This window comes from Parerythrobacter lutipelagi (genome assembly GCF_005434975.1).
Classification (GTDB): Bacteria; Pseudomonadota; Alphaproteobacteria; order Sphingomonadales; family Sphingomonadaceae; genus Parerythrobacter_A; species Parerythrobacter_A lutipelagi.
The window spans coordinates 1323671-1342805 of record NZ_SKCJ01000002.1 but is presented as its reverse complement, the minus strand read 5'-3'; the positions used below and the strand labels follow the sequence as shown (position 1 = coordinate 1342805).

General features: G+C 59.6%; 23 protein-coding genes. 11 read left to right on the top strand and 12 right to left on the bottom strand.

Annotated features, from left to right (window positions below):
- Window positions 1-35 precede the first annotated feature (35 nt).
- The gene (locus tag E0502_RS14770; RefSeq protein ID WP_081432281.1) at window positions 36-482 is read left to right on the top strand and encodes a DoxX family protein; all 447 of its coding nucleotides are present in this window, start codon (window positions 36-38) and stop codon (window positions 480-482) included.
- 78 nt (window positions 483-560) lie between these two features.
- On the opposite strand, the gene E0502_RS14765 is transcribed toward E0502_RS14770, so the two are convergent.
- The 10 genes from E0502_RS14765 to E0502_RS14720 form a co-directional block, all read right to left on the bottom strand.
- Complete coding sequence (locus tag E0502_RS14765) at window positions 561-1913, bottom strand: MBL fold metallo-hydrolase (RefSeq protein ID WP_010412751.1); 1353 nt, start codon at window positions 1911-1913, stop codon at window positions 561-563.
- A 71-nt stretch (window positions 1914-1984) separates the two neighbouring features.
- Complete coding sequence (locus E0502_RS14760; protein WP_010412754.1) at window positions 1985-2689, bottom strand: NAD(P)-dependent oxidoreductase; 705 nt, start codon at window positions 2687-2689, stop codon at window positions 1985-1987.
- A 93-nt stretch (window positions 2690-2782) separates the two neighbouring features.
- Window positions 2783-3271, bottom strand: coding sequence for a DUF6692 family protein (locus E0502_RS14755; RefSeq protein ID WP_010412757.1), 489 nt, complete (start codon window positions 3269-3271; stop codon window positions 2783-2785).
- Window positions 3268-3795 (bottom strand): DUF305 domain-containing protein, encoded by a 528-nt coding sequence (locus E0502_RS14750; protein ID WP_010412760.1) that lies wholly within the window; start codon window positions 3793-3795, stop codon window positions 3268-3270. Before E0502_RS14750 ends, E0502_RS14755 begins: the two co-directional genes overlap by 4 nt.
- Window positions 3792-4205, bottom strand: a complete 414-nt coding sequence (locus E0502_RS14745; protein ID WP_010412763.1) for a potassium channel family protein — start codon at window positions 4203-4205, stop codon at window positions 3792-3794. Before E0502_RS14745 ends, E0502_RS14750 begins: the two co-directional genes overlap by 4 nt.
- Window positions 4202-4951 carry a glutaredoxin family protein gene (locus E0502_RS14740; protein WP_165327860.1) on the bottom strand — a complete coding sequence of 250 codons (750 nt, stop codon included), beginning with the start codon at window positions 4949-4951 and terminating at the stop codon, window positions 4202-4204. The genes E0502_RS14745 and E0502_RS14740 overlap by 4 nt, the downstream gene beginning before the upstream one ends.
- Before the next feature lie 112 nt (window positions 4952-5063).
- Entirely contained in the window at window positions 5064-6347 is a 1284-nt protein-coding gene (locus E0502_RS14735) for an APC family permease (protein WP_240049169.1), read from the bottom strand.
- A 255-nt stretch (window positions 6348-6602) separates the two neighbouring features.
- Window positions 6603-7340 carry an AlbA family DNA-binding domain-containing protein gene (locus tag E0502_RS14730; RefSeq protein WP_010412772.1) on the bottom strand — a complete coding sequence of 246 codons (738 nt, stop codon included), beginning with the start codon at window positions 7338-7340 and terminating at the stop codon, window positions 6603-6605.
- Between the two features lie 162 nt (window positions 7341-7502).
- Window positions 7503-7778 (bottom strand): hypothetical protein, encoded by a 276-nt coding sequence (locus E0502_RS14725; RefSeq protein WP_010412775.1) that lies wholly within the window; start codon window positions 7776-7778, stop codon window positions 7503-7505.
- Between the two features lie 43 nt (window positions 7779-7821).
- Window positions 7822-8289, bottom strand: coding sequence for a DUF411 domain-containing protein (locus E0502_RS14720; protein WP_033193265.1), 468 nt, complete (start codon window positions 8287-8289; stop codon window positions 7822-7824).
- Between the two features lie 196 nt (window positions 8290-8485).
- Between E0502_RS14720 and E0502_RS14715 the strand changes: the two genes are divergently transcribed.
- The 7 genes from E0502_RS14715 to E0502_RS14685 are packed head-to-tail and all read left to right on the top strand — an operon-like array spanning window position 8486 to window position 14220.
- A complete protein-coding gene (locus tag E0502_RS14715; RefSeq protein WP_029140031.1) occupies window positions 8486-8782 on the top strand; it encodes a hypothetical protein in 297 nt (98 codons plus the stop codon).
- A gap of 3 nt (window positions 8783-8785) precedes the next feature.
- The gene (locus E0502_RS14710; RefSeq protein ID WP_010412783.1) at window positions 8786-9220 is read left to right on the top strand and encodes a periplasmic heavy metal sensor; all 435 of its coding nucleotides are present in this window, start codon (window positions 8786-8788) and stop codon (window positions 9218-9220) included.
- Window positions 9221-9232: 12 nt separating this feature from the next.
- The gene (locus E0502_RS14705; RefSeq protein WP_373288747.1) at window positions 9233-9793 is read left to right on the top strand and encodes an RNA polymerase sigma factor; all 561 of its coding nucleotides are present in this window, start codon (window positions 9233-9235) and stop codon (window positions 9791-9793) included.
- Between the two features lie 48 nt (window positions 9794-9841).
- A complete protein-coding gene (locus E0502_RS14700) occupies window positions 9842-11689 on the top strand; it encodes a copper resistance system multicopper oxidase (protein ID WP_010412790.1) in 1848 nt (615 codons plus the stop codon).
- Window positions 11686-12888, top strand: a complete 1203-nt coding sequence (locus E0502_RS14695; RefSeq protein WP_137678717.1) for a copper resistance protein B — start codon at window positions 11686-11688, stop codon at window positions 12886-12888. The genes E0502_RS14700 and E0502_RS14695 overlap by 4 nt, the downstream gene beginning before the upstream one ends.
- A gap of 16 nt (window positions 12889-12904) precedes the next feature.
- A complete protein-coding gene (locus tag E0502_RS14690; RefSeq protein WP_240049143.1) occupies window positions 12905-13465 on the top strand; it encodes a YybH family protein in 561 nt (186 codons plus the stop codon).
- A 20-nt stretch (window positions 13466-13485) separates the two neighbouring features.
- Window positions 13486-14220, top strand: a complete 735-nt coding sequence (locus E0502_RS14685; RefSeq protein WP_240049141.1) for a PepSY domain-containing protein — start codon at window positions 13486-13488, stop codon at window positions 14218-14220.
- A 13-nt stretch (window positions 14221-14233) separates the two neighbouring features.
- Here E0502_RS14685 and E0502_RS14680 read toward each other — a convergent pair whose 3' ends face one another.
- Both E0502_RS14680 and E0502_RS14675 read right to left on the bottom strand, forming a co-directional pair.
- On the bottom strand, window positions 14234-14674 hold the full coding sequence (locus E0502_RS14680) for a hypothetical protein (protein WP_137678716.1): 441 nt from the start codon (window positions 14672-14674) through the stop codon (window positions 14234-14236).
- A gap of 93 nt (window positions 14675-14767) precedes the next feature.
- Window positions 14768-15055: a hypothetical protein gene (locus E0502_RS14675; protein ID WP_011413855.1), complete on the bottom strand. Its 288-nt coding sequence runs from the start codon at window positions 15053-15055 to the stop codon at window positions 14768-14770.
- A 226-nt stretch (window positions 15056-15281) separates the two neighbouring features.
- On the opposite strand from E0502_RS14675, the gene E0502_RS14670 reads away from it, so the two are divergent.
- The 3 genes from E0502_RS14670 (at window position 15282) to E0502_RS14660 (ending at window position 19120) form a co-directional block, all read left to right on the top strand.
- Window positions 15282-15671 (top strand): hypothetical protein, encoded by a 390-nt coding sequence (locus E0502_RS14670; protein ID WP_240049140.1) that lies wholly within the window; start codon window positions 15282-15284, stop codon window positions 15669-15671.
- Window positions 15672-15885: 214 nt separating this feature from the next.
- A complete protein-coding gene (locus E0502_RS14665; RefSeq protein WP_137678713.1) occupies window positions 15886-16515 on the top strand; it encodes a DUF2231 domain-containing protein in 630 nt (209 codons plus the stop codon).
- A gap of 1222 nt (window positions 16516-17737) precedes the next feature.
- On the top strand, window positions 17738-19120 hold the full coding sequence (locus E0502_RS14660) for an MBL fold metallo-hydrolase RNA specificity domain-containing protein (protein WP_204517976.1): 1383 nt from the start codon (window positions 17738-17740) through the stop codon (window positions 19118-19120).
- The last annotated feature ends 15 nt before the right edge of the window (window positions 19121-19135 follow it).

Below are 19135 nucleotides of genomic sequence, written 5' to 3'. Positions count from 1 at the left end.
CCATCGACGTATCAACCTGAGGGGGAAAGAACTCTATGATCCGGAATATGGAAAACAGCCTAGCGACATGGGCCGCAAAAGTGCGATTGATCGATCCGGTCTTCCGCCTCTGTTTGAGCCTCATATTCATCATAGGCGGATTGGGGCATTTTCTTGCGCATGAATATATGCTGGGCCGGATGGCATTGTCGCCATGGAAAGATCACGTTGCTCTAATTGGAGATGCGTCCATTCTTTTGTGGCTGTCTGGCTTGGTTTTCATCGGTGCAGGAACATCACTGGCCTTGGGGTGGATGACCCGGCTCTCATGCACCGCGTTATTTCTTACCCTCGTTCCGATAACTCTTGCGATCCATATCGCCCCAGGTCACACAGGTCCTTTGCTCAAAAATATCGCTATCCTGGGGGCGCTGGCATTCGTCTTCGTTCGAGGACCAGGAAGTCACTCGATGGATAAAGCGCCCGGTCGCGCTGCTCGTTGAGCGAAGAGCAAGCTCACCTACCACATACGAGCAAAATCTCGCAAAAGATTTTGGCTTGCTTTTCAAGATTTTGGCGCTTCAGCCGGAGGCGTTTGTCCACGCCCCCATAGAGCCCAGATAGATATCGAGGTGCTCGAAACCCTTGCTGGCCAGCCAACCCGCCGCAACGCTCGCCCGCATGCCGCTCGCGCACATCAGCGTGTAGTGGCGGTCGCGGTCGAGCTCTTCCCACCGCGTGTTGAGCTCACCGACATAGATATGTCCTGAGCCGTCGATGCTTGCTTCTTGCCGTTCGTCCGCGTCGCGCACGTCGAGCAAGGTCCACTCGCCGCTGTCTTGATCGAGCCTGCGCGCGACTTCCTCGGTGCCAATCATGGGAATGCTGCGCATCGCTTTGCCCTGTGCGGCGGCTGGAACCACGCCGACATAGCCGCCCACAACATTATCGAGACCGATGCGCACCAGATGGGCCATGGCCTGGGCTAGCTGGCCTTCCTCGGAAGCAATGAGGGCGATCCTGTCGCCTTCACCGAGGAACCATCCGGCAAAGGCCGGTATCATTCCAACCGGAAGGCACATGGCACCCGGCAGATGGCCGGCAGCGTAGGCGAGCGGCTCGCGCACATCGACCAGGTGATCGGCGCCGCTCTCGCTAAGGTCTTCCAGCCCCAGACGCCTTGGCCGCATGACGCGCGGCGCGGCATCGGACCCTGCAAGGTTGAGCCGCTCCATCAGCCGGAAATAGGGCGGCTGGTAGTGGTGCTCTGCTACCTTCGCCTCGATGAACTCGTCGCGGTCGGAGATGCGCAGGCGCGGGTTGTTGCGCCGCTCGTGGCCGATTGTCGAGAATTCCCGGTCCGCCATTCCCGACCCGCAGACCGAGCCCGCACCATGCGCCGGGTAGATAATCGCCTGATCGCCGAGGCCGCAAAGTTTCTGCAGGGAGTCGAATAGAAGGCCCGCGACTTCTTCCTTGCGCTCGGGATAGAAATCGGTGCGCCCGACATCGCCGACGAACAGGGCATCGCCGGTAAAGACGCCGACCGGCCCCTCGGAATATTCGCTGTCATGGATGACGAAAGCGAGATGATCGTCGGTGTGTCCAGGTGTTTCAAGCACTTCGATCTTCAATTGACCCAGCTCGAAACAATCGCCTTCGCGCGCGGTCCTGGCAAAGATGACTTCGCCTGCCGCGTTGGGCCCGTGATAGACCGTGGCTCCTGTCAAATTGGCCAAGATCGGCGAGCCGCTGAGCAGATCCTCATTGCGATGGGTTTCGAAGATATGCGTTATCTCCAGCCCTTCGGCCCGGGCCTTTTCGACATAGACCTCGCAGTCCCGGCGCGGATCGATGACCGCTGCCTTTCCGCCCGAGCCGATGATGTAGGAAAGGTGTGAGAGACCGGGGGTTTTGATTTTCTCCAGAAACATGCGACTTCCTTGTCTGTTGCTCAAAGTCTGTAACGTTCGGGCTCGTTACAGATTGAAAAATGTTACGACGTTTAATCGATCCCGAGTTCGGCCTTGATGGCGGCAGGACTTTCGAAACGTTCGGCTTCGGGCCTGCCGATGGCAGGCTTTGCGTTGATCCAGGTATCTTCGCACACGAATTCAAGCAGGCTCGCCGCTAGATCAGCATGACGGCAGCGGAAACAGCCTTCTGCCAAGCGTTCGTCCGTAATGACGGCATCGCCGGTGTAAGGCTCATCCAGCAGCCAGCCCGGCCGTGCGGCCGTCCATTTGATACCTTGGGCGTCGCTGAGCATCGCTTCCATGGCGCGCATCTGCTCGAGTATATTGAACAATGCAGGCTTGGCGGTGAGCTCAAACCAGGCCGGGACGCTCGACTGATGTTCGACAAAGGCAGCGGAGATCACGGCAATGCGGTCGATCTTCGTCTGTGCCATCGCCCCGAGCAGGTTGCGCGTGCCATCGGTATAAAGCGGCGGTGGATCGATCGCATTGCCCGGACCAAAAGCGACACCGAGGGTCGAGATAACCGCGCGGCAGCCATCGAGATCGCCAGCGAAATCGTCCGACAGCACATCGCATTCGATATATTCGAAGTCGCCCACCCGCTCGTCTGGTCCGGGCACCGTGTGTTCGAAGGCGCGGATCGGTATGTCCCGGGCAAGGGCATGCCTCAGTAGCTCGGTGCCGGTCTTCCCGCCTGCGCCGAAGACAGCGATGGGCCTCGTATCGGTCATCTGCTTGTTCCTGTTAAAACTGGTGAGGGCGACGAAGGGCGGAGGCGCGGGCGCATGGGGTAACCGACGGCCCGCCCATGCGCCCTGCCAGTATCAGGCTCCCTCGGCTGGACAGGTGGTATAGCCCCAAAAGCCAAACTCATCCTTGGCTCTTGGCGCTGCCACGATCATCTCCTGCATCTGCAGGCTCGCATCGCCTTCATCATCCAGCATGCGGGTTCTGATCCGAAGCTCACCGTTCGAATAGCTGCCGGGGCCATCGGCAGTGACGGGGATCAATTTGCCATTGATCTTGATTGCTCCGCCCCCGTCGCCGTCATAGACAAATGAGGGAAAGGCCACTTCGGTCAGGCGGAACTGGCAGGCCTGTCCTGCGCCCAGAGCAGCAAGATCCGCGTCATTCATGGTCCCGGGAAGCATCAGGCCTGAGTCAACATTTGCCAGTGCACTGGCCGCATCCTCGATCGGCGCGGCAGTGGCAGGCGGGTCGAGCTGGGCTTCGCGGTCGTTGCCCGGAGCGGTGTTCGAATTGCAGGCGGCAAGCGGTAGCGCGATGAGCGCCGTGAAAGCTATCTTGTTCATGGCTGCATCTCCTCGGGCAGGCGTTCTTCGGTCCGAGGACCGTTCTGCTCGATATCGTCGATGAGATATTTCATCTCGGCGATTTCGCGGCGCTGGGCGACGATGATGGCCTGAGCGAGTTCGCGCACGCGAGGATCCTTCAGGCTCGCGCGTTCGCTGGTCATGATCGCGATCGAGTGGTGCGGGATCATCGCTGCCATATATTCGGTATCGTCGACGGTGGTCTGGCTGCGCACCAGCCACAGCGCGAGGGCGAACACGAAGGCGCCGACGCCCAGAATAATGAAGTTCTTGGTCCGGTCCTTGTACATGCCCCACATGAAGAGCAGCATGACAACCATCATCATCGCGCCCATGACAAACATCATCCAGAAGCGCGTTTCGCTCCAGAAAAGATCATCGACGGTAAAGGTGTTGGCATACATCAGGAAGAACATGATCACGGTCGAGGTCGACACCATGGCCATGAATCGCCAGTAGCTGCCGCCCCCTCCCTTGTCCGAGTGGGTCGTCTTTTCAGTCATGCTTTTTCTCCTTTGTGCATCATGGTCCAGAATAGCTGCGCCGAGCAGCTGATGAGAGCGAAGCCGGTGAGGGCCTCGACGCCGGCCAGGACTCTCAGGTGCTCGGTCGGATAAATGTCGCCCAGGCCCAGTGTGGTCACGTTGATGAGCGAGAAATAGAAGTAGTCCATCCAGTCCATGGAAGGCGCCTTGTCGAAACCTCCCAGGCCCCATTGCGCGCCCAGCCAGAAACCTGCGGCAAAAAGGATCGCCACGAGGAAATGCGACGCGAGCACGAGCAGCGAAACGGCAAGCTTTGCCTGCGTATCGCGGCGCCGGTCGAGAAGCCGGTGACCGACACCCAGAATGGCAAGGTGCGAAGCGACAGCCGAGAGGAACAGAAAGACGGAGAGAAGGAGCGCGGTGATCATGCGAGAAGCTTCGCGCCCATCCACAGACCCATTCCGATCATGAACAGATTTTCGGTCAGCGAGACAAAGCCGAGCGGCACATTGCTGCTGCCGCCCACGCAGGCGCATTTAAGCTCGCGCTTGTCGATGTAGACAGCCTTGAAGACGCTGACAGCGCCGACTGTGCCGATGAACAATGCCAGCGGGGCCGAGAGCCAGGTCAGCGCGCCCGCGGTCATGAGAATGCCGGCAGCGGCTTCGCCGAACGGGTAGACGAAGCCATAGGGCACCCAGCGCCGTGCGAGCAGGTCGTAGTTGAGGAACATCGTCGAGAAACTGCGCACGTCCTGAAGCTTCTGAACGGCGAGCAGGGTCATCGACAGGCTCACGAACCATTCTGCGGCCCGGACAGTGAAGAGGTCGTCAAAAAACGCCCAGCTCAGCCCTAGCGCGAGCAGCAGCGCGACCGCGAAAATCGCAATGACCGGCTGATAGCTGGTTTCGCCTTCCTCAGGCTGCGAGCGGCTCTTGCCGAAGAATTCGCGGACATCGTCATAGCCGCCAATGCGCTTGCCTTCGATAAAGGTCTGCGGGGTGGTCTCGACGTCGTACTTGTCCTTGAACGCATCGGTTTCCTCCCTGCTGGTCAGGTGATGATCGTCGACCTCGAAGCCTTGCCGCTTGACAAGATCGACCGTCTTGATGCCATAGGGACAGACATGGTCCTCCATCACCATGCGGTAGACCGCCGCTGTTCGGGTCGTCATGAATCGCTCCATCTGTTTTTCTTGACGTTTCGCTTCGTCAACTCAGGTTTTCGGGAAACGGTTTCGAAAAAGCCCGGCGTAAAAGCGGCAAAGCTGGTTGAAGAAGGTGCCATCAACTCTTCTCTCCTGACCGATCATCTTTGTGAGAAGCGGGCGCTTCGGAATTGCGCGAGAGGTAGATCCATTCCCCCACGAACACCGCGACGATGCCGATCGCCGCATAGGCGACAACGGCAGGATCGCTGCGCAATTTGGCCGCGGTAAAGGCTGCGAGGACCACGCCATCTGCCGCGAGTGCTGTAAGAAGTATTGATGCTCGCGCGCCGACTTCCTTGCGCAGGTGACGCAGGACGCCCCAGTGCACCAGCATATCCATGACGAGGTAGAAGAAGGCGCCCAGCGAGGCGATCCGCGACAGATCGAACAGGACGGCAAGCGTCCCGGCAATGACCACCGTATAGACCAGCATGTGGCTGCGTATCCCGCCGCTCATGCCGAAATGGCTGTGCGGGATCATCTTCATGTCGGTCAGCATCGCAAGCATGCGCGACACGGCAAATACGCTCGCGATCACGCCCGAAGTCGTTGCGGCGATCGCGATCGCGACGGTGAAATAGAAGCCCAGTTCTCCCAGCGCCGGACGCGCCGCTGCTGCGAGCGAATAATCGCGCGCCTCGACGATCTCGGATATGCTCAGGCTCGAACCCACCGCCACTGCGACAAGCAGATAGATCACGATACAGACCGCGATCGAGATCATGATCGTCCGGCCGACATTCTTGTGCGGGTCGACGATTTCGCCGCCGCTATTGGTAATCGTGGTGAAGCCTTTGAAGGCGAGGATTGAGAAGGCAACCGAGGCGAGCAGGGCTTCTGCATTCGTCAGCGAAACGGGCTGCGAAAACGCGCCTGATGAAAAACCGCTGGCCCAGATCGCCGCGACTGCGAATAGCGCGATGCCGCCGATCTTGATGGCGGACATGATGAGCGAGAAGCCACTTACCGACTTGTTGCCCGCTGCATTGACGAGATAGGCGAAAATGATGACGGCAAGCGCTGCGAGAGAAACGAGCCACCCGCTGCTTTCGAGGCCGAACGGGCGCAGCGCGTAAGTGGCAAAGGTGCGGGCCACGAGGCTCTCGTTAATCACCATCGACAGCGCCATTAGGAGCGAGGCAGAGGCGGCGATCACGCCGGGTCCGTATGCTTTCTGCAAGATCATCGCGATGCCGCCCGAAGACGGCCATTTGTTCGACATCTTGATATAGCTGTACGCCGCCAGCGAGGTTACCAGCGCGCCAGCGATGAAGGATAAGGGGAAGAGCGGACCGGCAAGCTCGGCGATCTGCCCGGTCAGCGCGAATATGCCGGCACCGATCATGACGCCGGTTCCCATCGCCACGCCGCCCAGCAGGGTTATCGAGCCAGCTGTTTCGCTTTGATTCTCGTGCTCATGGTCTTGCAAGACTTTCCCCTGTCGATGGTCTCCCGTTCAAGAAAGATCATGCCGGACAGTACGTTCGGTCGGGGCTCATCCCTCAATATTTTTGAGTATGTGGCGGGGCGAAGCCCCAACCGCATCATAAATTTGCAGGAACTGAGCCGATCGACAAAGCGCTCCGAACACGCGTGCTGTCCCACAGACCAGCGGTTAGATGCTCACTTTCCCGCGATGCTGGAGATAAGCCTGAGCTTCGCGCACATCGAGCTCACGCGTGCTATTGCCTGCTCGCAGCATGAACCGGGCCACGCTCCCTTCGGAAAAATAGATCGGCTCCAAGCTCTTCTCCACAATAACTCGGCAAACGATCTTTTCCTCGAGTTTGTGGAACCTACAATGGATCAGAGCACACGCGTGTCCTCCAAGACCCTCTTTTGCTGTGTCCATCAATAAACGTTCGAAGCCATCCTGGTTGGCGGGCTTAAGCGTTTGCATGTCCGCCTCGATGCCCGCGATGCTGCCATCATCTTCGACACCGATAAGGAGAGTGCCGCCCTCTTGGTTGAGGAACCCCGCCAGGGTTTTGACGATGACTTGCTGCAAGCTGCGGTTGACTTTCTCCTGACGCCTGTCCCAACGGAAGGAAGATTTGAATTCCAGCTGCTCGCTTTCGCCGCGAGCTATTAGTAATGGAAGTTCTTCATTGAGTTCGCGTTCCAGAAAGCGAACTCTGGACCGCTCGTGCACGAGCCGAACATGATACACTCCAAAACCCAGTCCGATCGCGCCGCCGATCGCGGCATATATCAAGCTCATTGCAAACATTTCGAACGCAAACGCGGAGAGAGTCCGGTCGATTATGAAGCTGAGTGCGCTGTCTTGGTCGGCAAAGGCCAAGGCACCAAACTCGTACCAAAAGACGAGCGTCGTGAGCGGGTGAAGAATCACTACACCCAGAACAGCGCCGATGGCGACGTGAACTAACAGGGATCGCCTCTCTCCTTGGGACGGAGTTCTGGGAATGGCTCTAGCTCCAGTAATAATATGCGATCGAAATGAGCCAGACGAGGCCTTGCCCCTCTTGGACCAAGTTACCGCGACAAGCTCTGTCTATCGACTGAAACGCTTCTGAAAATATCGGAAAAGCGGCACCGCGATTAAAGCAATATACCAACCATACAAAAAACTTCCAAGAGCGCCTGCCAGAAAGCCCGAGAGGGTCAGCCACTCGAAACCGGGAAGCAGCGGCGCCCACGCTTCGTGCATGTGCGCCTGTTCGGGCGCGAGCAGGCCGAAACCGATGCAGATCAGGTAGCTGAAAAGCAGGAAGAGGCTGAGTGTCCAGCCCCATATGAAAATTGAGGTTTTGACCGAATAGTCCGACATGATGGTCCTCCGTCAGAGTTGGCGCAAAAAGGGCTGCCCATATTCACGGGTAGGATGCGAACACGCTCCGCCCGCCTGGGCCGAAGGCGATGACATCATAGGGCTGCACCTGGTCCCCGAGTTCCATCCCGGGCGAGCCAAGCGGCATTCCGGGCACGGCCAGGCCTGCCACTCCTTCGGGGCGTTCGCGTAATAGCTTCGCGACGGCATCGGCCGGCACGTGGCCTTCGATGATATAGCCATCGACTTCCATCGTGTGGCACGACCACAGATCCTGCGGTACACCCCTGGCTGTCTTTAGTGCAGCCATGTCGTCGGAGTCGACCGAGGCGACCTCCGCTTCGAGCCCGTGTTCTACGTGACCGGCCCAGTTAAGACAGCACCCGCACCCTGCGTCGCGGTACATCGTGTATGTCGCGGCCTGGGCCGCATTCGAGCAGGCTGCAAGGGCGAGGAGGAGCGAAGCCGCCAGCGAACGACTGAACGGTTTTGATGGATTGATGAAACTCATTTACATTTGCCTTTCCTGAGGCCGCGCCGAGCAGAATGACTTTGCCAGAATGTGTCCGCGCAAATTCTGCGCCGGCAAACGACGCGTGCTTTTGACTCAATGCCTTTACGCATCAATTGCTTCTTGCCCTCAAATTATCTTGAGGGTTTGCGCGAAGTGTCGCGTATAGGAACCGTGCAACCGACAGGAGCAAGGGATGCGTGATAATCAGACACTCGATGCGATGCTCGGCACGATGGCGTCGCAGGAGGCTGGCGACGTGCCGCCCGACTTCATGAACGGCGTCTGGCAGCGCGCAGGACAGCTTGGCGAAATTGCCGATCAGCGACGCAGAATGGCCTTGTTCGCCGGTCTGTTTGTCGTCGGCCTGGCGGCAGGCGCAGGGACCAGCGGATGGCCGTCCGAATATGGCGCTCCTACAGAAATTGTTGGCGAGAGCCTCGTTGGCGGAGAATCCCTGTCGCCCGCTGCTTTGCTTCATGTGGGGTCATAGGCGTTGAAGAAGTTTCACCTTGTCCTCGCGGTCCTGCTGGCGGCGCTCGCCGGATGCCTCGGAGCGCTTGCCGCCGATCGCTGGTCCAACAACGATGCCGAGGGTAGCCTGCACCAGTTCGTGCACGATGAACTCTCGCTCACGGCTGATCAGGAGCAGCGGCTCGACGCGCTCGAAGCGCGTTTCGCGGTAGAACAGGCAAGGCTCGAAGCCTCTGCGCGCGCAGCCAACGCCCAGCTCGCCCAGGCAATGGAAACCGAGCACGAATACGGGCCCGAAGTCAGTGCCGCGATCGACGAGGTGCATGCGCGCATGGGCGATTTGCAAAAAGCGACCGTGCGCCACGTCTTCGACATGCGGGAAATTCTCGATCCCGATCAGCAGCTTCAGTTCGACCGGAAAGTGTCCGCGGCCCTCACGCGCGATCCGCGTGACTGATCAGCCTTGGCAGTGGTGGATGACACTTCGAACGAAGCTCTGATCGGGCGGGCGATAGCCGGTGACAAGCGGGCGTTCACAGCTCTGGTCGAGCATGAGATCGCTAGGTTGATTGCGCTCGCCACGCGTATGCTGGGTTCACCCTCGCGGGCCCAAGATGTCGTCCAGGACAGTCTCGCTTCGGTCTGGCTGACACGGCATCGCCTCGATCCGAGCAAGCCCATCGGTCCTTATTTGACGACAATCGTTCTCAACCGGTGCCGCGACAGGCTCCGCCGGAGGAAAGTTGCGGGCTTCCTTAGTTTGCCGGACGGGCGGGAAGCCGACGCCGTTGCCGACGATGCCCCCAATCCCGAAAATGTTGCCGGAGCCCGCGAACAGCTGCGGCTGGTCCAGGCCGAAATCGGGCGCTTGCCGGTGCGGCTGCAAGAGGCGCTCGTGCTGGTCACTGTCGAGGGATACAGCCAGGCCGAGGCTGCCGAGCTGCTCGGCACCACGGAGAAAGCTGTCGAGACGCGCATCTATCGTGCGCGCAACCGGCTGAAGGAGCGGTTCGAAAACTTTGAGGGGTAGCGCAGGTGGCCGCGTAAGTGACGGTATATGCCTTCTCAGGAGCCCCCTATGCCTGCCGTCAATCGCCGAAAATTTCTTGGAACAAGTGCCAGCGGGCTGGGCCTGCTTGGCCTGGGCGGTGCCGTTCCCGCTTGGGCGCGAGGCGGAGATCTGCTCTCCGGGGCCGCCCGGCGAGGTATCGATGAGGCGACCGGACCGAATATCGATCTGACGGTTGCGCGCTCGGCTTTCTCCACCGGCAACAGGCGTGGCGGCGCGATTGCCGTCAATGGCAGCATCCCTGGGCCACTCCTTCGCCTGCGCGAAGGGACCACCGTCCGCCTCAACGTCCATAACCAGCTTGAGGAAGACACCTCGATCCACTGGCATGGCCTGCTCGTGCCGTTCCAGCTCGATGGCGTGCCGGGCGTAAGTTTTCCCGGCGTGAAGCCGGGCGAGACCTTCACAGCGGAATTTCCCGTGCGGCAGGCAGGCACCTATTGGTGGCATTCGCATAGCGGGCTGCAGGAACAGGCCGGTCATTATGGTCCGATCGTGGTCGATCCCGCAGGTCCCGATCCGGTGCAGGCCGACCGCGAATATATCGTGGTGCTGAGCGAGTTCAGCGAAATGTCGCCCCACACGATATTCGACAAGCTCAAGAAGGGCGAAGGCTACTTCAACTACAACCAGAATACCTGGACCGACGACTATCCGCTCTCGGGCGAGGATCGCCGGATGTGGGCCAGAATGCGCATGATGCCAACCGACATCCTCGATGTGTCGAGCGCAACTTATACATATCTGCTGAACGGTCATGGACCGCTCGACAATCTGGAATATCTTTTCCGTCCGGGCGAGCGTGTGCGGCTTCGGTTCATCAATGCCGGCGCCATGACATTTTTCAATATTCGCATTCCCGGCCTGCCGATGACCGTGGTTCAAGCCGACGGGCAGAACGTCGAGCCGGTCGAAGTGGACGAGTTCCAGATCGGCGTCGCGGAAACCTACGACGTCGTGGTGACGCCGGGTGAGCAGCAGGCTTACACGCTGATGGCGGAGTCGATGGATCGGTCAGGTATGGGCATCGCAACGCTGGCGAGCACGCCCGGCGCGCGTGCGGCCATCCCGCCGCTGCGCGATCCCCCGCTGCTCACTATGGCCGATATGGGCATGAGCGGTATGGACCATGGCTCCGGCGGCGATGCTGGTATGGCCGGCATGGACCATGGCGCTGGCGGGATGGCCGGAATGGATCACGGATCGAGCGGAGCGGCTGGCGCGGACGGGATGTCCGGTATGGATGGCGGTTCGGCGGAGATGACCGGAATGGCTGGCATGGCGGGAGGCATGCAGATGCGCGATACCTCGCTATTGCCTCCCGATGTGAAGGTCGGACCGGGCATCGACATGGTGTCGATGAACCCGGTCGACCGGATGGGCGATCCCGGGATTGGCCTTGCCGATGTCCCGCACCGTACCCTCGACTATCGCAAGCTGCGCGCGCTGACACCAAACAAGGACTCGCGAAGCCCTTCGCGCCGGATGGAAATCCATCTTACCGGGAACATGGAACGCTACATGTGGTCGTTCGACGGCAAGAAATTCTCCGCCGTCTCCGAGGAGCCGATCCGCTTTGCCTATAATGAACGCGTGCGGGTAAAGCTGATCAATGACACGATGATGGCACACCCGATCCATCTGCACGGACACTTCTTCGAGCTGGTCAACGGTGCACCTCCAAACCGTCAACCACTGAAGCACACGGTTATCCTGCAACCGGGTGGCAGCGCGCAGTTCGACCTGACGGCGGACGAGCCGGGCGACTGGGCCTTCCACTGCCACCTTCTCTATCACATGCATGCCGGGATGTTTCAGATCGTCACGGTTGCCAATCCTGCCGGAGAGGGCGCATGAAGATATCTATCATCAGCCTGCTTGCCTCGGCCGCCGCGGGTTCGGTTCTCGCCTCCCCCGCCGCGGCGCAGCATGCGGGTCACTCGCCAGTGGAACCGCAGCAGAGCGCCGAGGCGCAGGCTGACGCCAAAACAAAGTGCGAGGCGGCAGCCGAGCGCCATCGCGCGATGGGGCATCCGGTAGCAGAGGGGGCTTGCGGCCCCGCTGCCCAGCCTGAAGTTGCGATGGACCATTCGACGATGGATCATGGTTCGATGCCGCAGGGCAGGCCTGACGAAGGCGCGATGGATCATTCGCAAATGAACCGCGGCGACATGGGGCAGGCGGAAGCCAGCAGCTCGTCGATGGACCATGGGCAGATGGATCACAGCCAGATGAACCATGGGCAGATGGGATCGCAGGACATGCAGGGCATGGACCATTCGGCGATGCAGATGGGCTCGAACGACGATATCCCGCTGCTGCCGCCTCCTCCCGAAGCTGGGAGCGGTCCCGCGCGCGCGGCGGTTGCGATCTGGGGCGAGGAAGCCATGAACGAAGCGCGGCGCGAACTTGTCCGTGAGACCGACGGCGGGATGCGCTTCTGGTTTCAGGGCGACCGCCTTGAGTATCGCGCACGCGAAGGAGCTGATGGATATCTTTGGGATATCCAGGGATATTATGGCGGTGATATCGACAAGTTCTGGTTCAAATCCGAGGGTGAAGGCAGCTTCGGTGAGCCCGTCGAGGGCGCCGAGGTCCAGGCGCTCTGGAGCCGCGCCATCGCACCCTTCTTCGATTTCCAAGCCGGTGTCCGTCAGGATCTGACGGGGCCCGAGCGCACCCATGCGGTCATCGGTGTCCAGGGCATTGCCCCTTACCAGTTCGAGATCGACGTCGCGGCGTTCGTATCGAGCAAGGGCGATGTAACGGCGCGCTTTGAGGGCGAGCTTGATCAGCGCATCACGCAGCGGCTGATCCTTCAGCCGCGTGCCGAAATCGCTCTTTCGGCGCAGGATATTCCTGAACTGGGTATCGGCTCAGGTCTCGACCGGATCGAGGCAGGTCTGCGTCTTCGCTACGAGTTCGCACGCGAATTCGCGCCTTATGTCGGCGTTTCCCAGGAATGGCGGATTGGACAAAGCGCCGATTTTGCACGCGCCGCAGGGGAAGACGCGAGCGTGACGAATTACGTCGTGGGCTTGCGATTCTGGTTTTAAAGGAAGGAAATATCCAATGAGGATAAGACTATCTCTAAGCGCGGTCGCCCTGGCCTTGGCTGCAGGCGGCACTCCCGCCCTGGCACAATCCATGGACCATTCGGCGCATTCGGAACATTCGGTATCAACGCCGATGGATCATACGGAGCAGGGCATGAACCATGCCGAGCATATGGCTGCGATGAACGATGACGTTGCTGGGGCAGAAGCAATTCTGACATCATATCGCGATGCCCTGACGTCGCGCGATGCAGAGGCCATGGCTGCGCTGTTTGCCCAGGAATCCTTCATTTACGAAAACGGCAAGGCGGAAGGCAGCTTCACGCATTACATGGAGCATCACCTGGGACCGGAACTCGATGCAATAACCAGCTTCACCTTCGGCGAACCGACGCTCGCAGTCACCCGGATGGGACATATGGCGTATGGCCGCGAAACGTACACCTATCGGATCGAACTGGCCGACGGTCGCGTAATCGACCGCGAAGGGGTTGCGACCTCGGTCCTCGCCCATGATGCAGATGGCTGGAAGATCGTTCAGTACCATTCATCGTCACGCGCACCGCGTAATAACTGATCTGATCGGGGGAACACCGATTGGCGACACGCTCTTTCAAGCTGCGTCTTCATGTGCTGGGCAGCAAGCTTCACAAATGGCTGGCAGTCTTTGTCGGCGTCCAGGTGCTACTGTGGATGATCACCGGGGCGCTGATGTCGTTCCTCGACATCGAAGAGGTTCGGTCCGAACATGTCGTTTCGCGCGCGCCGGAGGTTCTGCCCGCCGATGCTGTCATGCCAGAATGGCTCGATAGCAGAGAGGGGGTGGTTTCCCTTGCGACGCGCGCGGTCGCCGGCAGGGCCGTAACCGAGGTCCGCCGGGACGATGGAAGCGTCACGCTCCGCGACCCGGATAGCGGCATGCTCATCTCGCCCCTTCCCGCCGCGAGCGCACGGGCCATCGCCCGACGTGCCTGGACCGGGCCACCGACCACCGTAGCGACCACACGCCTCATCGAAGACGCTGTCGGGACCGAATTCCGGGGTCCGTTCCCGGCGTGGCAGATCACTTACGGCGATGAGGATAATACCCGCGTCTACATCGATGCATCCAGCGGCTCGGTGCTCGCTGCCCGCAGCGACACCTGGCGCTTGTTCGACTTTGTCTGGGGGCTGCATATTATGGACTGGACGCAGCGCGACCGGATCAACAGCTGGTGGCTGCTGTTGTTCGGGATCGGCGGGACAATCATCGCGGTTTCGGGCTTTGTCTTGCTTGCCAACCGGTTCCCTTGGATCAGGCGGCGGGCGAAACATGTGCCGAATGCCCCCTGAAGCCGCTCCCAGTTTAATCAGGTTCGGCTCGGGCAAAGCGGACCAGAAGGATCGTGAGCGCCGGCACGATCGTCCACATCGCGATCGGAATCAGCGCCAGACCCGTGATTGGCTCCTGCGGCATCAAATCGCTGTAGCGCCAGCTCAGGAAGCTTTCTGCCGGAAGCGAAGTAGCGATCATTTCAACGGCGATGGCGACGACAAGCCCGAAACCGAAATAGACCGCATAGGGCATTTTGGCGGCTTGCCAGGGCCACGCGCGCCCGCCGCGCAATGCTGCAAGGCTATACGCTGTCAGCAGGATCACGCCATCGCCCAGGCTTGCAATGCCGCAGCGAATGGTCTGCTCATAAGGCTCGAGATTTCCCGGCTTGAAAAACGGCATCTGGAAAATCTCCCAGACGAACGCGATCAGGCTTCCACAAAAAAAGATCAGCCAATGGGTTCTGGTCATGCTGCAGGTACGCCCGAAAAATCTGCGCAAGCAAATAGCGATCGTCCGGATTTCCAGGTCCCGGACAGAGTCCTTGGCGCCCCGAAGCGTGAATCAGTCACGGTCTTCGCGGCTCTCGGTCTTGGCCATGCGAGCAGCGCGTTCGAGAAATTTCCGCATGTCACCTGCTGCCAGTTCGGTAAGCGGATGTCGGCTCGCCTCAGGGCGCGGTTCGATCATGTCCGCTCGTTTCCTGATCTGTTCGATCTGTTCATCGCTCGCCCCGGACAAAAGGCCGAGAACTATGTTCTCGAGAGTTATGAGGCGAATGCGCATTTGCACCAGTTCGGCATGATCGGGCTCCGGGATATCCCAGCTGCCGTTCTCATTGACCGTGCTCACGACTGCTTCTCCGACGGCTCTGTTGTCACCATGATCTGTCCCATTCATCTCTACAGGCTTCGGTCAAAAAGGGTGACCGAAAAACACCATTCCTGCAACCGGCTGTGCGATCGGCTCAGCCGTCTCCGGTGGGCGCGGTAATTGTTTGAGGGGAGGAGCTACCGGCTGCGTAAAGAGAATGAATGCGCACAGCACCCATCGCATGACCGACGAAAGGAAATCGATTATGAAACGGACAGTTCTAGCTCTCATACTCGCCACTGGCCTGACAGCCACTCCGGCGATGGCCCAGCAACAGCATGACCACGGAGCTCAAGCTGCGGCACAGCAGCAGGATCACGCTGGCCACATGATGCAGGATTCCGACGCTATGGCGGCCCATCGCGAGAAGATGGCAGAAATGCGCGCGCTGATGCAGCAGGCCCACGCGGCGAGCGATCCTGCCGAACGCCAAAGGCTTATGGCCGAGCACCGCACAGCGATGCAGGAACACATGACGGGCATGATGCAGGGGGACAACGCCGATATGATGGCGGCCTGTCACCAGCGCATGATGATGATGCACGACATGATGGAGCAGATGGCGGCTCACCAGAACATGCCGCAAGACGATTAGGAGATGGTGGCCGGGCTTTCGTTTTGTGCCTGAGGCTGGCCACCCTCACCAAAGCGCTGTGCAAGGCAAGAGACCCAACCCATCGCGTGAGTCAAATTTGAACCCTCACGCGCCGTCGTTCGCCGCGCTCTATCAAGGTAAGAGATGAGGGTTCGCAGAGCATTGCCGACACAATAGGTCGCACGACTGTCGCCAAGACCGGAGTCCGTAGAGAATGAAACCAATCCAATTCATGGCTATTGTGGCCGCCAGTCTGCTCTGGATAAGTCCGGCCCAGGCCCATGGCGACGAAGAACATGGTGAAGCGGCCAGTGCTGTCGTCTCCGATGCGGCGTCAGAAGATATCCAGTCTGCGCAGGGGCACGGCGATACGGCTGCTGATCATGACGGGGCGAATGGACAGGATGCAGGCGAAGGCGACAAGGGCGTGGTCGGTGTGCTCAAATCGCTGCATCCCGCCACCGTACACTTTCCGATCGCCTTGTTCTTTATGGCAGCTCTCACCGAGCTATTCATCATCGCACGGAAGGGCACAGGCCTAGAGCCGGCAGTGCGCGTACTTGTTTATGGCGGTGCCGCCGGGGCGGTCGCGGCGGCCATATTCGGTTGGATCCATACCGGTCTATGGTTCGGCGGAGATACCGCGATGCAGGTTCATCGCTGGAACGGAATGCTGATCGCCGTCCTCGGTCTGGCGATGGCCTATCTGGCGAGCCGTGCTTCCGCGAGCAGGACCCCGCTTCGCGCCGCAATCTTTGCCATGGCCGCTCTCGTGCTGGTGCAGGGCTTTCTGGGCGGCGAGCTTGCGCACGGTGCCAATCATCTTGGTATCTCCTGGCTTTGAAGGATAGGATGATGCGCAGATCAAATCGGAACGCGTTTGTTGCCCCCCTTTCTGCGGCGGCATTGGGGCTAGGGCTCGCTGCCTGTGATCAGACGCAGGACACTTCATCAGAAGCTGAAGCCTTGCCACTGTATACGGCCCCGCCGACCGAGAGCACAGGTGCTGGCGAAGGCGAAAGAGACAACGCTGCCTCTCCCGCTGGAGAGGCCAACACGAACCGGTCGGGTGAAGCTGCGACTGCCGGTAGGCAACCAGACCGACCGGCGAGCACTCCGGTAGTAGCGTCGTCCCCTGCGGCCACTCCCCCGCCGGTGAATGCCCAGCCTAGCAACACACCCGATCCTCATGCGGGCCACTATATGCCATCCATGCCCGACCATGACATGCCCTCGATGTCCGATCAGGCGGATGGATCGTGACCTGGCGTTTCGCCTTCTGATCGGCCCAAAAACGGCCGACGCTCGTTTTACCAGTCACTACGAATAACAAGTCGTCGTTTGCCAAAGGCGCTTTATCTCATCTGTCCGATTTTGGGGGTATTGATGGGGGTATTTGCAAGACGACTCAAAAAGTTTATTAGGTAAATCAGCACGTTATATGCTCTCTATATTTCCCTCCTCCGCTACCAAGATCGATGCCCGCCATGTTGCTCTCGCATTCCCATTGGTCCGCATTATTCCACAAGTTTCCAATTCTACTTGGAATGGCGTTTCAACGCCGGCCTGTTTGGGTCCGGCCAGTGTCAGCCTGAAGCCGGAGCCTTTCTGAAAGGACTTTGGCGGCATTTCCGCCAAGCGCAAAAGCGGCAGTATCGCAGCATTCCCAACTGAAATGTCAAACCCGATTTGGCGAGAGGGCTCGGAAGCGACGGGTCCGACCGAACGGGAAGCCAATCAATCGAAGAATGGGTTGGTGTGCAGATATAAGTCTCGCGTCAGAGACTGAGTTCAACTTCCGGTGCCGCGGTTTCAGGCACTCACCTAATCCTTCGTGACCATCGCGGATTTTCAATGAGCTACGTAAAGTTCCGGGTTTTTGCCCACGGACTACCCAGCGATGGTGATTGCTCGAGCTGTTTTGGGCCAGATCTGAAGCGTACGGCATCGCCCCGCCGTCCGTTCTAAGGTTGGGATGGCTTTCTTGCGGAGCACTCTGATGGCCGCGATTCAAATCGGTCGGGTGAAACTGCTGAGTGGGTTATGACAAAAGGGAGATGACACTAATGCCCTTAGCAGATGTGCCATCACTCAGCTTTCTCGGGGCGACGGGGACTGTGACCGGATCGCGTTACCTGATCGAAGCCGGAAAGCGACGGATACTGGTCGACTGCGGGCTTTTCCAAGGCTTCAAGCAATTGCGGCTCAGGAACTGGAACCCGTTTCCTGTTTCACCGGAAACAATCTCAGACGTCCTCCTGACTCATGCACACCTCGATCATTCGGGCTATCTTCCCGGTCTGGTCAAGCACGGGTTTCGCGGCGTTATTCATGCTACCGCATCGACGCTGGAGCTATGCGAACTCTTGCTGCCGGACAGTGGTCATTTGCAGGAGGAAGAGGCCCGCTATGCCCGCCGCAAAGCCTATTCCAAGCATCGCGAGCCCCTGCCGCTCTATACAGTGGAAGATGCCGCCGCCGCGCTCGACCGCTTCGAACCTGTCCCTTTCGAAGAGGCAATTCACCTTGGTGATGACATTTCCGCCCGGTTCGTACCGGCCGGACATCTTCTTGGTGCAGCATCGGTGCGGCTGACTATCGCAGGGCGAACGATTCATTTCAGCGGCGATCTGGGGCGGGCGAAGGATTTGATCGTCCGCGAAGCTGCGCCTTTCGCCGGTGCCGATATCCTTGTCGTCGAATCCACATATGGCAACCGAAGCCACCCCGACAGCGATCCCGAAGCCGAAATGGCCGAAGTCATCAATCGAGTTATCGGGAGAGGCGGGACCATCCTCGTCCCCGCCTTTGCGGTGGGCCGCATTCAAGGCGTTATGCTGTTGATCTCCCGGCTCAAGGCGAACGGCACGATCCCCGATGTGCCGGTCTATCTCAACACGCCGATGGGGGTGAATGCGACGGCGATCTACAGCCGCCATCACTCTGAACACCGGATCAGCCGCGCAGAGTGCCGGGCGATGTTCGAGTTGGCGATCCGCGTCCGAAGCGTTGAAGAATCCATCGCGCTGAACAAGAATACCGAACCCAAGATCATCATTTCCGCGAGCGGGATGTTGTCTGGTGGCAGGATCCTCCATCACGTCATCAACTTCGGGCAGGATGCGAGAAACGCGATTGTGCTGTCCGGTTTTCAAGCTGGTGGTACGCGCGGTGCCGCGCTGGCGGAGGGCGCGCGCAATCTAAGGATTTTTGGAGAGGATCGCCCAATCCGCGCCGAAGTCATCCAGCTGGAAGGGCTGTCTGGACATGCCGATGCCGACGAACTGCTTGACTGGATGGGCGGCGCGCGCCCGCCCCGAATGACTTATGTAACGCATGGCGAGCCCGACGCCGCCGATGCCTTGCGCTTCCGCATCGAACATGAACTGGGCTGGGACGTACGCGTACCCGAACACCTCGAGCGTATCGATATCGGCAATCCCAGATGAGATTTCTTGCGCGAT

Coding starts and splice junctions, on each gene's coding strand:
- E0502_RS14770 (WP_081432281.1), top strand. CDS start 36: ATGATCCGGAATATGGAAAACAGCCTAGCGACATGGGCCGCAAAAGTG.
- E0502_RS14765 (WP_010412751.1), bottom strand. CDS start 1,913: ATGTTTCTGGAGAAAATCAAAACCCCCGGTCTCTCACACCTTTCCTAC.
- E0502_RS14760 (WP_010412754.1), bottom strand. CDS start 2,689: ATGACCGATACGAGGCCCATCGCTGTCTTCGGCGCAGGCGGGAAGACC.
- E0502_RS14755 (WP_010412757.1), bottom strand. CDS start 3,271: ATGAACAAGATAGCTTTCACGGCGCTCATCGCGCTACCGCTTGCCGCC.
- E0502_RS14750 (WP_010412760.1), bottom strand. CDS start 3,795: ATGACTGAAAAGACGACCCACTCGGACAAGGGAGGGGGCGGCAGCTAC.
- E0502_RS14745 (WP_010412763.1), bottom strand. CDS start 4,205: ATGATCACCGCGCTCCTTCTCTCCGTCTTTCTGTTCCTCTCGGCTGTC.
- E0502_RS14740 (WP_165327860.1), bottom strand. CDS start 4,951: ATGACGACCCGAACAGCGGCGGTCTACCGCATGGTGATGGAGGACCAT.
- E0502_RS14735 (WP_240049169.1), bottom strand. CDS start 6,347: ATGGGAACCGGCGTCATGATCGGTGCCGGCATATTCGCGCTGACCGGG.
- E0502_RS14725 (WP_010412775.1), bottom strand. CDS start 7,778: ATGTCGGACTATTCGGTCAAAACCTCAATTTTCATATGGGGCTGGACA.
- E0502_RS14720 (WP_033193265.1), bottom strand. CDS start 8,289: ATGAGTTTCATCAATCCATCAAAACCGTTCAGTCGTTCGCTGGCGGCT.
- E0502_RS14715 (WP_029140031.1), top strand. CDS start 8,486: ATGCGTGATAATCAGACACTCGATGCGATGCTCGGCACGATGGCGTCG.
- E0502_RS14700 (WP_010412790.1), top strand. CDS start 9,842: ATGCCTGCCGTCAATCGCCGAAAATTTCTTGGAACAAGTGCCAGCGGG.
- E0502_RS14695 (WP_137678717.1), top strand. CDS start 11,686: ATGAAGATATCTATCATCAGCCTGCTTGCCTCGGCCGCCGCGGGTTCG.
- E0502_RS14690 (WP_240049143.1), top strand. CDS start 12,905: ATGAGGATAAGACTATCTCTAAGCGCGGTCGCCCTGGCCTTGGCTGCA.
- E0502_RS14680 (WP_137678716.1), bottom strand. CDS start 14,674: ATGACCAGAACCCATTGGCTGATCTTTTTTTGTGGAAGCCTGATCGCG.
- E0502_RS14670 (WP_240049140.1), top strand. CDS start 15,282: ATGAAACGGACAGTTCTAGCTCTCATACTCGCCACTGGCCTGACAGCC.
- E0502_RS14665 (WP_137678713.1), top strand. CDS start 15,886: ATGAAACCAATCCAATTCATGGCTATTGTGGCCGCCAGTCTGCTCTGG.
- E0502_RS14660 (WP_204517976.1), top strand. CDS start 17,738: ATGCCCTTAGCAGATGTGCCATCACTCAGCTTTCTCGGGGCGACGGGG.